General features: G+C 45.5%; 12 protein-coding genes. 3 read left to right on the top strand and 9 right to left on the bottom strand.

The window, feature by feature from the left end:
- Positions 1-49: 49 nt before the first annotated feature.
- From HMPREF3034_RS05325 to HMPREF3034_RS05310, 4 genes are all read right to left on the bottom strand, one after another.
- Positions 50-1,801, bottom strand: a complete 1,752-nt coding sequence (locus tag HMPREF3034_RS05325; RefSeq protein WP_062433824.1) for a DUF4091 domain-containing protein — start codon at positions 1,799-1,801, stop codon at positions 50-52.
- A 71-nt stretch (positions 1,802-1,872) separates the two neighbouring features.
- Positions 1,873-2,709: a CvfB family protein gene (locus HMPREF3034_RS05320; protein ID WP_036899742.1), complete on the bottom strand. Its 837-nt coding sequence runs from the start codon at positions 2,707-2,709 to the stop codon at positions 1,873-1,875.
- Complete coding sequence (locus tag HMPREF3034_RS05315; RefSeq protein WP_062433821.1) at positions 2,702-3,409, bottom strand: ABC transporter ATP-binding protein; 708 nt, start codon at positions 3,407-3,409, stop codon at positions 2,702-2,704. The genes HMPREF3034_RS05320 and HMPREF3034_RS05315 overlap by 8 nt, the downstream gene beginning before the upstream one ends.
- Before the next feature lie 11 nt (positions 3,410-3,420).
- Positions 3,421-5,550, bottom strand: coding sequence for a cation:proton antiporter (locus tag HMPREF3034_RS05310; protein WP_036899744.1), 2,130 nt, complete (start codon positions 5,548-5,550; stop codon positions 3,421-3,423).
- Positions 5,551-5,819: 269 nt separating this feature from the next.
- Between HMPREF3034_RS05310 and HMPREF3034_RS05300 the strand changes: the two genes are divergently transcribed.
- A complete protein-coding gene (locus tag HMPREF3034_RS05300; RefSeq protein ID WP_062433816.1) occupies positions 5,820-6,734 on the top strand; it encodes a hypothetical protein in 915 nt (304 codons plus the stop codon).
- A gap of 120 nt (positions 6,735-6,854) precedes the next feature.
- Here HMPREF3034_RS05300 and HMPREF3034_RS12555 read toward each other — a convergent pair whose 3' ends face one another.
- Positions 6,855-7,136 carry a hypothetical protein gene (locus HMPREF3034_RS12555; protein ID WP_156431046.1) on the bottom strand — a complete coding sequence of 94 codons (282 nt, stop codon included), beginning with the start codon at positions 7,134-7,136 and terminating at the stop codon, positions 6,855-6,857.
- A 362-nt stretch (positions 7,137-7,498) separates the two neighbouring features.
- On the opposite strand from HMPREF3034_RS12555, the gene HMPREF3034_RS05295 reads away from it, so the two are divergent.
- Entirely contained in the window at positions 7,499-8,512 is a 1,014-nt protein-coding gene (locus HMPREF3034_RS05295; RefSeq protein ID WP_062433813.1) for an aspartate-semialdehyde dehydrogenase, read from the top strand.
- Positions 8,513-8,599: 87 nt separating this feature from the next.
- Here HMPREF3034_RS05295 and HMPREF3034_RS05290 read toward each other — a convergent pair whose 3' ends face one another.
- From HMPREF3034_RS05290 to HMPREF3034_RS05280, 3 genes are all read right to left on the bottom strand, one after another.
- The gene (locus HMPREF3034_RS05290) at positions 8,600-8,974 is read right to left on the bottom strand and encodes a RidA family protein (RefSeq protein ID WP_036899747.1); all 375 of its coding nucleotides are present in this window, start codon (positions 8,972-8,974) and stop codon (positions 8,600-8,602) included.
- A gap of 207 nt (positions 8,975-9,181) precedes the next feature.
- Positions 9,182-10,375 (bottom strand): threonine ammonia-lyase, encoded by a 1,194-nt coding sequence (ilvA, locus tag HMPREF3034_RS05285; RefSeq protein ID WP_036899749.1) that lies wholly within the window; start codon positions 10,373-10,375, stop codon positions 9,182-9,184.
- Positions 10,376-10,595: 220 nt separating this feature from the next.
- Positions 10,596-10,964, bottom strand: coding sequence for a helix-turn-helix domain-containing protein (locus HMPREF3034_RS05280; protein WP_052052969.1), 369 nt, complete (start codon positions 10,962-10,964; stop codon positions 10,596-10,598).
- Positions 10,965-11,350: 386 nt separating this feature from the next.
- Here HMPREF3034_RS05280 and HMPREF3034_RS05275 point away from each other — a divergent pair, with 386 nt between their 5' ends.
- A complete protein-coding gene (locus HMPREF3034_RS05275) occupies positions 11,351-13,165 on the top strand; it encodes an alpha-L-fucosidase (protein ID WP_062433811.1) in 1,815 nt (604 codons plus the stop codon).
- 37 nt (positions 13,166-13,202) lie between these two features.
- On the opposite strand, the gene HMPREF3034_RS05270 is transcribed toward HMPREF3034_RS05275, so the two are convergent.
- Positions 13,203-13,802 carry a DNA-3-methyladenine glycosylase I gene (locus HMPREF3034_RS05270; protein ID WP_062433808.1) on the bottom strand — a complete coding sequence of 200 codons (600 nt, stop codon included), beginning with the start codon at positions 13,800-13,802 and terminating at the stop codon, positions 13,203-13,205.
- Between the last annotated feature and the right edge of the window lie 357 nt (positions 13,803-14,159).

Here is a 14,159-nt window from a genome sequence, read left to right as displayed (position 1 = left end):
AGCGTGGGTCAAATTAGTGTGGCTTTTCCAACTCCCAATAACTCCTAATTTATAGTTTATTGATTTCCGTTCTAGCCTTGTTTACAATCTTGGCAGCACTTTCTTTAGGAATGCGATGCTCGTCGAAAGCACTCAAAATCTGATTGATTTTCTTGAGTTTGGCAGGGCTGTTCTTAAACTCTTCGCGCAACAGACGTACTTTTTCGTAAGCCTGAATACCTGCTTTGAGACGCTCGAAACGAATGCTTGAGCGTGCACCGGGGTAAATCATATAGGTGTCACCGGCCGCCCAATTGCTGAAACGACTATCTTGTAGCGGATTTTCTACCCAACTCCAAATGGACCAACGTAGGTATCCGTCGAGCTTATCTTTTGCTGCATACCAGCCAAGGAACTCGGCTTCGGCAGGTGGAGAGAAAGTAAATGTGTTGGGATAAGCCTCCGAACAGCAGGTGTAATAGGTCGTTAGCTTGCCTTGTGCCTTGCGTTTGCGCTTCATCTCTTCGGTATATTTGTCTCTCAATGCAACGCAGAAATCGCTCAGTTCGCTTGAAATACCATTCTTCAATGAACCTGCCAACGAGATTTTAAAGTCGGGGTCGGCCGTGCGAATCAGTGCAATGGTCTTCTTCATCATGTCAAGTTCGCGCTCGTCCATGGATAGATAGGTGCAGTCGAACCATCCTTTCGCTTTCAGATGTGCAGCGAAGTCTTTCAACAAAGTGCCCCAAACCTTGGTGTACATCTCGTTTCCGGGTTCCATATTTAGGTACTTGAACTCGTCGGAAGCTTGGTCGAAGTAGCGGAATGTCAGCTCCCATGGAATCATGGAGTAGCAATAGATATTGCCTTTGATGCCTTCGCTGCGCATGAATTCCACGCATTTGTCGAAGACGGTAAAGTCGAACGACCACGTACCATCTACCTTCTTGGTCCATGTAATCATGGTGCGGAATGGGTCAAAAGTTTGTCCGTTCCATGGTCGATGCATGATAGAACATGTAATACTGCGCCCTCCTGCTTGGCGATAAAGTTGAATGTAGGGCTTCATTGCTTCCAAATGGGCGTCGCTCCAAGGCTCTACGCCGTGGTAACGAGCAATGGCGAAGGGGTTCTGCCATAGGTCTAAGTGGAACATTTGGTTGTCGGCTGTGGGCAACGTGCGCTTGATGACATTGATACGCAGCATCAGTCGTTTCAAGATGGTGTTGCCATCGCTCACCGTTGCCGTTGCTGTGTAAAGACCGGGTTGCGCATTTTGTGGCACGTCAATGCCTATCCAAGCCGCTTGAGTGGTCTTTGGCTTGACGGCAATAGTGTTGTTAAGATGGTCGATAGGGTCGGCCACGAGCGACGAATCGTATATGGAATGGTCGGGACGAACGCCACAACCGCCTTGTCCATCTTTGTTTAAGCCGTCTGTCATGACGTATCTGACGAAGCCTTTCAGTGCTTTTTGCGTAGAGATAGTGCTACCTTTACTTGATTGGAGGTCGCTCAATTCAATGCGAAGTTGATAGATGGGAGTAGCAGCAGAGACCACTAGTTGTTGCGAGATACGCTCTCCACGCCATGCAGTCTGTGTGATTGCGGTCACGACAGAGCCGGAGAAAGGCGCTTCTTTCTTGTATCTAACGTCTGTACTGCCCCAACTTATCACGTTGTTTTGCACACTTTGCCATTCGGCAGTGGCTGTTTTGGGATTTGGTAGTTCGTTGTAAACGGTGATAGGTTGCTGTGCCCATACAGTTGTTGACATCATTGAGAGCACTAACAGACTTTTAATTTTTAGGTGTTTCATGAGGTTTTATAATGGGTTAGTAATTATGTTTTCTGGTAAATATAGGCTGATTTCATGATGGGGAGATTGGTTTAAACCAATCTGATACCCCCTTCTTCAATCGTAATGAGCCTTCGACGGTATAAATCTCCAATGGCTTTCTTATAAGTTTTTTTGCTAACTTGGAAGCGATATTTAATTTCTTCGGCGTCACTCTTGTCTCCCAATTCGCAGAATCCATCGTGTTCTTCCAGATAAGTAAGCAGTTGATCGGCGAATTCTACGGTCTCTCGGCGTCCTGTTTGTTGCAAGGTGATATCGAGTTTTCCATCCGGTCGTACGTTGCTAACATATCCTTTTAATCGGTCACCGGTATGGATGAGTTTGAAAAGTTGGTTCTTATACACTAGTCCGGGGAAGAGATTGTTGACAATAACTTTGAATCCAAGGTCGGTCTTCTGCCATACCAGTACGTCGACCTCGTCTCCATGGTGATATTCGGGCATCGATTTGTCCAAGTAACGGTCTATCTTTGCCGAGGCCACAATACGGTAACTATCGCGGTCTATATAGATGAATACGATGTAACTCTTTCCTTTCTCCATACGCATCTTTTGTTCGCGGAATGGGCAGAATAGGTCTTTCATCAATCCCCATGACAGGAATGCACCGTATTCATTGACCCATGTGCACTCCAAATAAGCGAAGTCGCCCACCTTAGCTAGCGGATGCTCGGTAGTGGCAATGAGTCGTTCGTCTTGGTCGAGATATAAAAATACCTCCAATTCTTGGCCTATTTCGAACGTTTCGGGTACATACCGGTTGGGCAATAATATCTCTCCTTCCTCTCCACCGTCAAGGTATAAGCCGAAATCTACTTGCTTTACAATCTTCAAGCGGTTGTAATCACCGAGTTTAAGTTCATTCATTTTCTTTCGTTATTGGTTGTTCTTGGGGTGTAGGTGTGGCGTTGGTCTCTCGCTCTATCATTCCATCTTTCAGGTGAATAGTGCGGTCGGTGATGGCAGCGAGGCCTTCATCATGGGTCACAATGACGAATGTTAGGCCGAAATTGTCGCGCAGTTGGAAGAAAAGTTGGTGCAGTTCTTCCTTGTTTTTACTATCTAATGAGCCCGAAGGTTCATCGGCCATGATCACAGCGGGATTGTTAACGAGGGCTCTAGCTACTGCTACGCGCTGCTTTTCACCCCCAGATAGCTCGCTAGGTTTGTGATTAGCGCGTTCCGTTAGGTTCATGAATTCGAGCAATTCCATGGCTCGTTGCTTTGCTTCACTGCGCCCCATACCGGCTATAAATGCAGGTATCATGATGTTTTCAAGGGCAGTAAACTCCGGTAACAACTGATGGAATTGGAATACAAAACCTATATGCAGGTTGCGGAAGTTGCTTAGTTTGTTGGTCGAAAGGCTACTCACGTTGACTCCATCAAACTCAATGGAACCGCCATCAGGCTTATCCAGTGTTCCCATGATTTGCAATAGTGTGGTCTTTCCTGCTCCCGATGGCCCTACGATGCTCACGATTTCTCCTTTATTAATATGGAGATCGATTCCTTTCAGCACCTGTAGTGAGCCGAAACTCTTGGTTATTCCTTTAATATCTATCATATTTATGATACTTAATTTCTTCTAAACCCTTTTCTCATCCATTCTCTTAGACTTTCATACGCGCTCTTCACTTCCGTGTGTTGAGGCTGTGCGAAAGTCATACTATCGATGGGTTCGCCATGCTGGTCGGGGAAGATGATGAGTAGATTCTGCCCATGGAAGTAGCGTGTAATCTCTTCCGGGAGATACTCTTGGGCGTTCTTATACGATACAGTTCCTTTACGTGCGGTCACTACAACAAACAGGTGGTCATGCCCAACTGTGCTAGCTAACTGTGGAATCTCGTTCCAATGGGGCATAGAGTGGAACTCTACACGGATATGAGGGTGGCGATTGTGCACATATTGTTGTATCAGACTCAGTGTGTCGTTGCGTCCGTGGAAGAAGATACGACATTCTAAATTCTCTGCCAAACGCGACAGTCGTTCGAGCCAACGATAGAATCCCGGCTCGTATTCGGCTCTTGATGGCACAGCCACTTGAATCCTGCGGATGGTGTTGAGCGGTTGTTTCAGGCGGGCAAAGAATATCTGTCGGTAGAGTCCATTGAACAAACTCTGTTGGAATTGTCCCCAAAATCGGCTCGAAAGTTCTTTATGCATGTGGATGCCGATGATGATTTCGCTGGCTCGAAATTCCGTGAATGCGTGCTTGATACCATTGGCTATGTTGGCCGCCACGCGCACTTGAGTCGCCATCTGTACATCGGCAGCTGCAGCAAAGCGTGTCAGTCGGTCGAGCAGTTGGCGTCCCTCGTCCATGTTTCGATGCATGTCTACATCGTCATACACCACGTTGAGTCCCACCACATCGCGATGTAGCTTGGGATTACGCATCAAGATGGCCATGTTAACCAGTTGCTCTGCATATTCGGGATACTTCACCGGGATGAGGATATGCTCGTCGTCGGCATTCTGGTTTTCCTCTTGTGGCAACTCTTTATTGCGTAGGATAATGGCTTGGGCAGACCGTTCGGTGACGAGAGTCGAGATGATACAAGTACAAAGTATCATGATGACCACCCCGTTTAAGATGCTGTCGTCTACCAGATAATGCCCCGACGATATCTCCAGCGTACGTCCCACCATCACCATGGCGATGGCTCCGGCGGCATGAGCCGACGTAAGACCGAACATCATGTGACCCGATGACCACGGCAAACGAAGTCCCATGCAAGTCAAGTAGGCCGCCAAGGCCTTACCTAAGGTTCCGAATACCGTCAGACAAGCAACTACCCACAGGATGTTGCCACCCTCGAAGAGCAGCCTCACATTGATAATCATGCCCACACCCATCAAGAAATAAGGGATAAAGAGGGCATTACCGATAAACTCGATACGGTTCATTAGGGGTGACACGTGGGGAATATATCTGCTCAAGATGAGTCCGCAAAGGAATGCGCCGAAGATACCTTCCAGTCCCACGATATTGCTAAGGGCTGCCGACAGCACCATCATAGACATGACAAAAATAAACTGCATCACGGCATCGCTGTATCTACGCAAAAACCAACGCGTCAATCTAGGGAGTACCAATATCATTCCCAGACCGAAAACAGCAAACTTCAAGACGAATAATAACCAAAAGCCAAGTCCCGAACTGTTGCGGTGTGAGGCCACGATGGCAGCTAATACAATAAGTGCCAACAGCAATGAAATCATTGTAGACCCCACACTTAGCATCACACTTGACTTGCGTTGCAAACCGTATCGGCTTACGATGGGGTAGGCCACCAGCGTATTGCTCGACATGATACAGCCGAGAATTAAAGCTCCGGCAGCCGAATAGCCCAGCATACCAACTCCCATAAAATAGGTGAGAGCAAACGGAATGGAGAAAGTTATGAGTCCGAAGATGAGTATTTGTGCCTTGTTTCGTCGCATAGCCTCGGTGTCCATTTCAAGCGCGGCTAGGAACATGATGTAGTAAAGTCCCACCTTTCCGAATATCTCGAACGAAGAGTCGCGACTCAAGATGTTGAGTCCGTACTGTCCGATAAGCACTCCAGCGAGCACCATACCGATGATATGAGGAATGCGCAACTTGCCCATAATAATGGGGGCAAGCAGAATAATGACCAGAACGACGAAGAAAATCAGCGTCGGATCGGTTATGGGGAAGTATTGAGATATACTCAGCATCTTTACAAAGATGGTATTAACGAGAGCAATGAAAGTTTACTTTCTTATTGCCGAGTGCTACCTATTTTATGCAAAGATAATGGAAACGCCTCAAAAGACAAAAGAAACATTCCGATTTCTTCGCTTTGATAGTTGCCACTTATGGTGTGGAATGTCTATATGGTTCATCACCTTTTTAATGCCATGGATAATTCTTTTTTTGGGTATTAACATAAAAACGCTATCTTTGTAACTAGCTAACCGTATGTTTAAATTAATTTTCTTAGCCTATGAAATGGTTATACGGATTCCTCTTCGTGTTGATTGTTACAGCTTCATGTCGGCAACGTCGTGCTGCAACTTTGGTGAAAATACATCAGCCCGATTCCATCGTTGTTGGTTTCTCGCCCGGTTTTGTGATGCCTTATGAGCGTCGTGCATGGATTGTTTATCCCGATAGTACAGCGAAACAACGCATCATTTATTTTACTCCAATGCACGATTCTATCGTTTATCAACCTGTATCAAAGCACGTGGCTCGGCGGTTGTACGACCTTACTAGGCTACTTTTTGTCACTCATAGGGTCCCCGACGTTGTCAAAGCCAATACAGATATGAGGGAGACCGACCAGCCTTCTCTTGACATAGATGTGTTTGATGGGGTACAGACTATTAGCTATGGTTACTATTTGGGCTATCCTAAGGCTGTGTATTCGCGTGCCCTGCAATGCCTGATAGATTTCGTATATAGAGGAAAAGAACTTATAGGTTATCAATTGGTCAAAGAACCGGCTATCGAGAAATTGTCACTTCTGTCGGTGAATATAGTAAAAAGATTTGTTCCCGATTCAGGAAAGCTAATTCATAAATCTTGGACAATTGAACGTAATAAGGAAATTTCTTTTTTCACTGATACTACTTTGCTTGATAAAAGTGGGCACGTCGGTGACATTAGAAGTTCCAAAGAATATACATTACTGAGCCCTAGGGCTGATAAAATCAAAGATCTATCTTTCTCTATCTTTAAGAAAATACCTGCCGATGTAATTCGTAGGAATGTACATGGAGAGAAGAATGTGGGCAAAGAGAGCATTCAAATAATTTTAGACTTTGATGTGCGAAATGTCATTTATACGATAGATTTATCTCATAAGGACGTGGTCTATAGTGCTGACTTCCAACAGTTGTTGGATGAGTTGCCCTGAATGAGGAAATAAATAGATGGATTGGGCGAATGCAATTCGCACCTACAAGGGCTCCCCTTCGCCCTCTCTCCAAAAAGAAAGGGAGCATAAAGAGAAGTGGGTAGAATACCATTTGTCGTTTTAAACAACTGTTTTGATGATACAATAGGATTCGTAGGGACGCGACATGTCGTGTCCGCAGGCTGTATATATACTACAAGGATGACACCAAGAGACTGTAAATTCCCCCACGGACGCGGCATACCGCGTCCCTACAGAAGCCTCTCCCCATTCATTATCTCCCTCGTTTTCTGTCGCACCAGCTGAGCCGACGCGACTACTCGGTCGATGACCAATGGCTCTCCAATAGGAGAGGGAGTAAGGAATAAAGCTTTTCCGTCCTACAATTTTAAAACTTATCAACTCAAAAACTTACAAACTGCCCCCTAAACTCGTCTACTCGTTAACTTGTTAGCTTGTCTACTAACAAATTGCAGCGGCTCTTCAGCATCGCTGCTAAGCCCATTCAGCATTGCTGCAGAGCCTAGACAGTGTTGTTGCCTAGCCCTTGCAGTGATTTAAGAGTTATGGTTGAGGAGTGAGAAGTGGTGAGTTTTTGTCGGTCATAGATAAGTAATAAAAGGTAAAAAAGAGGTGAATGGATAAATTGAAATTGATAAAATGATAGCCTGTAGAGTGGTTTTATGACAATTTGTGTGTGTTGTTACGTGGAAAATTGTAATTTTGCAAACAAGATAAAGTATTCATTTAAACAAGTATCGATTATGAAAGTAGCAATTGTAGGAGCAAGTGGTGCAGTGGGACAAGAATTCCTTCGCATTCTTGCCGAGAGAAACTTCCCGATGGATGAGTTAGTTCTTTTTGGTTCAGAACGTAGTGCCGGCCGAAAGTACGAGTTCAAAGGTAAGCAGTACGAAGTTAAACTGTTACAGCATAACGATGATTTTAAAGATATAGATATTGCTTTCGTGTCTGCCGGTGGTGGCACTTCAAAAGATTTTGCAGATACGATTACCAAGTATGGGACGGTGATGATAGACAATTCCAGTGCTTTCCGTATGGACGCAGATGTGCCATTGGTGGTGCCCGAAGTGAACGCTGCTGACGCCTTGAATCGTCCTCGTGGTATCATTGCCAATCCAAACTGTACCACCATTATGATGGTAGTGGTGATGAAACCGATTGAAGACTTGAGTCATATCAAGAAGATTCATGTATCTTCTTACCAGAGTGCGAGTGGCGCAGGAGCTGCCGCCATGGCCGAATTGCAACAACAATACAAGGAGATTGTGGAGACTGGAGCGGTGAAGACCATTAAGAAGTTCCCCCATCAGTTGGCTTACAACGTGATTCCCCAAATTGATGTGATGACGGAGACTGACTATACAAAGGAAGAAATGAAGATGTTCCACGAGACTCAGAAGATTATGCATAGCGATGTTCGTACGTCGGCTACCTGCGTACGTGTGTCTTCTCTGCGTTCACATTCGGAGAGTGTATGGTTTGAAACCGAGCGTCCGTTGAGTGTAGAAGAGATTCGTGAGGCCTTGAAAGTGGCTCCCGGTGTGACGTTGAAAGACGATGCGCAGAACTATGTGTATCCCATGCCGCTCGAAAGCGCGGGTCATGACGACGTGTATGTGGGTCGTGTTCGTAAAGATTTGGCCGATGACAACGGCAATACATTGTGGCTTACGGGCGACCAAATACGTAAAGGTGCTGCGCTGAACGCCGTTCAGATAGCCGAATACCTGATAGAAGTGGGTAACGTGAAGTAAGATTTCAGGTGGAAAAAGAAATATCTCAATCAAGCGATTGAGCTGTAGAACATACAAAAGGGAAGCGATGGTCGCTTCCCTTCTGTTTTATTTGGCTGCAATACATTCAACCTCTACCAAGGCGCCTTTGGGCAAATCTTTCACCGCTACAGCCGAGCGAGCGGGATAAGGTTGGCTGAAGAACTCGGCATATACTTCGTTCATGGCTGCAAAGTTGGCCATGTCCGACAAGTAAACAGTAGTCTTAACCACGTGTGAGAGGTCGATTCCGGCTGCTTTCATGATGTTGGAAGCATTGGTAAGGCATTGGCGTGTTTGCTCTTGGATGCCTCCTTCGACGAAGTTTCCGGTCTCTGGAACAATTGGAATTTGGCCTGATGCATAAACGAAACCGTTGACCTCGATAGCCTGACTGTACGGTCCGATGGCCGCAGGAGCATTGTCTGTATGGATTGCTTTCATATTATATAGGTGTTTAAAGATGATGATAATATCATATCAGTTTATGTCTTGCAGATTAGCCCTGCCTTGAAGTTATCGGGAGTTAATCGCCTGTGCGGCGTTGGAGTAACGAGGGAAGTTAATAGACAAATGTCTGTTAACTTCAAGTCTCGAAGAGATGTTAACTCCCGATGACTCCTATTAACTTCTAGAATTGAGGAGATGGAATCATATCAGTTTGTATCCACGTTCGCGAAGTGCGTTCATGATTTGCTCTATCTGTTCATGGTTGCGAGTCTCGATGGTCACACGCAAGATGCAGGCATTCACCTTTTGGCGATTGATGGAGCGGTCGTGCTGTACTCCGGTGACGTTAGCTCCGAGGTTGGCAATGATAGATGATACCTCAACAAGTTTGCCCGGCTGGTCGTCGAGTTCTATATCGAACGTGCAAAGGCGGCCGGTCTTCACCTGTCCGCGGTAGATAACGCGGTTCAAGATGGTCAAGTCGATGTTGCCACCGCTCACGATACAGATGGTCTTCTTGCCTTTTACGGGTACCTTATTGTACATCACAGCAGCCACACTCACGGCACCTGCACCTTCGGCTACGAGCTTTTCGCGCTCAATAAGATGCAAGATGGCGGCGCAAATCTCGTCTTCGTTGACCGTCACGACGTCGTCTACATATTTAGAACAGATGTCGAATGTGAGCGAACCGGGTTCTTTTACCGCGATACCATCGGCTACGGTAGATACCGATGCCAGCCGTTCGGGCTTGCCATTACGCAGACTTTGTACCATGCTGGCGGCTCCCTCGGCCTGCACACCATAGACTTTGATGTCGGGACGGAGACTCTTCACGGCATAGGCTATGCCCGAAATAAGGCCTCCACCACCCACGGGAACGATCACAGCTTCCACATCCGGCAGCTGATCGAGAATCTCTAAGCCCACCGTTCCTTGCCCTGCTATCACGTTCTCGTCGTTGAATGGATGGACGAATGTGTAGCCTAGCTCGTCGCGAAGTTGCAGAGCACGCTGGTAAGCATCATCGTATACGCCCGGTACCAAGCATATCTCGGCTCCCATTTGACGTGTGGCTTCAACCTTACTAAAGGGAGCTCCCTCCGGTAAACAGATGAGAGACTTCACTCCCATGGCCGATGCGCCGAGTACAACTCCTTGTGCATGGTTGCCCGCCGAGCATGAAATGACACCTTTCTGACGCTCCGCTTCGCTGAGTTGTGATATCATATAGTAGGCTCCGCGTATCTTAAAGGAACCCGTTTTCTGCAAACATTCGGGCTTAAGATATACGTCACATTCGGGATTTACGTTGTAGGCATGCACCAAATTGGTCGGGCGAATAACCTCACTCAGTACTTTTCGGGCCTTTCGGAAGTTCTCCAGTTCTAGCATTTTTATTATTCTATGATTTTAAAAAAGAGATATTCATAGCATATCTCTATTATTCTTTGCGTGCAAAAATAATCATTTTTGTTGTTTTACAACTATGTATGCTTACACTTTTTGAGAAATATTCCGGTTTAATGAAATCTTTGTTGATTTGTCATACTATAACTTCCGAGGGCTCACGAAGCCTTGGACGTTGACGTGCTATGGCTCTGAGGTGTCTTAGTTAGATGGTAGTCGTTTGCTGTCGGAAGCTGCGTGGAGAGATTCCAAACTTCTTTTTAAAGGCTTTGCTCATGGCTGCAAGGTCGTTATATCCCGTTCTGTAGGCTATTTCGGAGATGCTTAGGTCGGTGTTGATAAGCATTTTTCGACAATATTCCAGCTTAATATCACTGAGCCAAGAAGCGAAAGTGTCTCCCCGAACCTCGTATATATAGTTGGAAAGATGGCTTCTTTCCATGTTCATTGCTTCTGCTACATCGTCCATGGTGATATTGTTTTTGAGCAATGGAAACGGTTCTTGCAAGAGCCAATGGTCTATAGCATCGTTCAATAAGTCTCTTTCCTCCTCTGTTATGGTTGGTCTTTTCACCTTGTGCGAACTTAATAGGTACCACGTTATGGTACAAATATAGAGTATTTCTATATATTTTTGCCTGTTTTCGTTTGTTATTATTTGTTATGACAAGTTTATGAGGTGTGAATATCGCATTTTTAGCTATGCGAACTCTTCTAAGATATATAGTTGTGAGGTGTGTTTTTATCTCTTGGTGGCGGTTTATGATATGGCTGTTTCTGTATTTTTAGAATCTAAAACGATTGTGATATTTCTGTAGTAAAGCTTTGGTTTTTTATGTCCCTTAACTGTTTATTCTCTATAAAATGATTATATTTGTAACTGAAATATAGATGTGGGTTGACAAAACCTCACATGATAAACTCAAATATTAAATCAATTTATTAATTATACCAATCACTATGAACTCTAAACATCTGATATTGGGTGCATTGTTGTTATCTTCAATGGGCATCAAAGCACAGGTAAATGCGCCTGCTCCTATCGCTCCGTTGCCCGAAGCTCGGCAAGTTTCGTGGCAGAAAATGGAGACTTATGCCTTTATTCATTTTGGTCCAAACACGTATGGCGACCGTGAATGGGGCTTTGGAGATGCCGATCCGAAGTCTTTTAATCCCACGAAACTCGACTGTGAACAGTGGGCTCGCGTCCTCAAAAAGGGTGGTATGAAAGGTGTCATCATCACAGCTAAGCATCATGATGGCTTTTGCTTGTGGCCAACTATGTACACCGATTACAGTGTTCGCAACTCTCCTTATAAGGAAGGAAAAGGAGATATTGTCGGCGAATTGGCTGCCGCGTGCCGCAAGTATGGCTTGAAGTTTGGCGTATATCTGTCTCCTTGGGATCGACATCAGGGATTTTACGCTACTCCCATCTACCGAGAATACTTCCATGCACAGCTACATGAACTGCTAACCAAGTATGGTGAACTGTTTGAAGTGTGGTTTGATGGAGCCAATGGAGGTGATGGTTGGTATGGCGGAGCAAAGGAAACACGCAAGATAGATGCCAATACCTACTATGATTTTCCGCGTGCTTGGGCAGCAGTAGATAGTCTTCAGCCCAATGCTGTCATCTTTTCTGACGATGGTCCCGGTTGTCGTTGGGTAGGCAATGAGCGTGGTTTTGCGATGGCAACCAATTGGTCTTTCATCACTCCTTTCTCTATGCCACCGGGCGCAGAGAAGCAATTTATGTTACAACAGGGACAACCTGATGGTACCAAGTGGGTACCGTCGGAGTGTGATGTGTCTATCCGCCCGGGATGGTTTTACCATGAACGCGAGAATAACAAAGTGAAAACGCCCGACCAATTGGTCGATTTGTATTATCGCAATGTTGGCCATAACGGTACGTTCTTGCTCAATGTACCCGTTGATAAGGAAGGTTTGATTCATCCGGCCGACTCTGCCAGCCTCATAGATTTTCATAATCGAATAGTGAAAGAGTTTGCCAACAATCTTCTGAAAGGTGCTTCCGTGTCGGTAGATAGTGAGCGTGGCAAAGCGTTCGGTGCCAAAATGTTGACTGATGGCAACTATGATAGCTATTGGGCAACACCGGATGGTGTTGTTTCGGGTACGATGAATATCAAGTTTAAGCGCACGACTAAGGTTAATCGCATGATGTTACAGGAGTATATACCGCTGGGTCAGCGTGTTCGCTCGTTCGTCGTTGAATACTTAAATGGCAAGACTTGGCAGCCCGTCAAGATGACTGAAGAGACCACTACCATTGGTTACAAGCGCTTGCTTCGCTTCAAGGAGATTACTACTCAGCGTATGCGTGTACGCATTCTCGATGCTCGTGGCCCGCTATGTATTAATGAAATAGGTGCTTACTATGTGCCCGGAGCCAAGGATAGTTATGTAGATAACACTTCGGAGGTTCAGAGTTTACCTTTCACAGTTGATAAACAAGCCGGTGAAGTGACGCTTGATTTAGGCAAAGTACAGCCGGTCAAGGCTTTGTACTATCTGCCTTCTCAGGCCAATGCCAATCCCGGACTTATTGATAAATATGAGATTTACGTCGGTAATACGCTGGATAATCTGAAGAGAGTGGCTGTGGGAGAGTTCTCAAATATCCGCAATAATCCCATCATGCAAGAGGTCTTCTTCACTCCGCAACAAGCACGTTACGTTCGTTTGAAGGCTGTTCGTATGGTTCGCGAGGGTGAATCAATAGCTTACGATAAACTTGCTGTGCAATAAAAGCAGTTTTTGATGAAAGTCCGACTTGTCTAATTAATCAGGCAAGTCGGATTTTTGTTGGTTGACTTTTGATGAGTTGGTGGTATCTGTAGCAGTCTTTGGCATGGTCATTGATGAGCCCGATAGACTGTAAATGCGAATAAATGATGACCGACCCTACGTATTTAAAACCGCGTTTCTTCAGGTCTTTGGCCACCATGTCGGACAGTTCGTTGTGTGTGCACCACTCTTCTTGATGCGACGGATACACCCATGTTTGCCCATTGGTAAACTTCCAGATATAAGTATCGAATGTTCCAAACTCTTGGGCCACCTGCATGAAACAGCGAGCGTTGTTGATGATGCTCTCAATCTTGCGACGCGAGCGAATCATTCCTTCTGTTTGGAGGATGTGTTCCACGTCTTTTTCGGTAAACAGTGCCACTTTTGCGGCATCGAATTGAGCAAAGCATGTGCTGAAAATATCGCGACGTTTCAGCATCATCTGCCATGATAGCCCACACGACATCGACTCCATGAGCAAGAATTCAAAGTGTCGTTGGTCGTCGTGTACGGCCACTCCCCATTCTTCGTCATGATATTTCTCGGAGAGTTCATCGCTCAAACACCACTTACATTTACCTCTTTCTGTTTCCATTCTCATCTTTGTTTTTCGCAAAAGTAGATAATCTTGCTGACTTAAACAAATTCACTAGTGACGAATAGATAATTATATTGATTTGTTGCAGGGTGTTCGCAGTGTTGCTGGATGGGCTTTGCAGTAATGCTGCAAGGTTGAGGCAGTGATGCTGAAAAGCTGCTGCAGTAGCCCCACTCCGACCCTCTACAGCCCCATCCCGACCCTCCCTAAAAGGGGAGGGAGATAGTTCTTGAGTTGATAGGTTATTGGTTGAGTTTGTTAGTTCATGAGTCTTTGAGTTGATAAGTTTTCAGTTGTAAAACGGAAAAAGGTCATTTCTTTTTGAGGGTGTGTCAAAATTGATACCCCCTCTTT

The sequence above is a fragment of the Prevotella sp. DNF00663 genome, from assembly GCF_001553265.1.
GTDB lineage: Bacteria > Bacteroidota > Bacteroidia > Bacteroidales > Bacteroidaceae > Prevotella.
The sequence above is the reverse complement of the archived record's forward strand: the minus strand, read 5'-3'. Positions and strand labels throughout refer to the sequence as shown.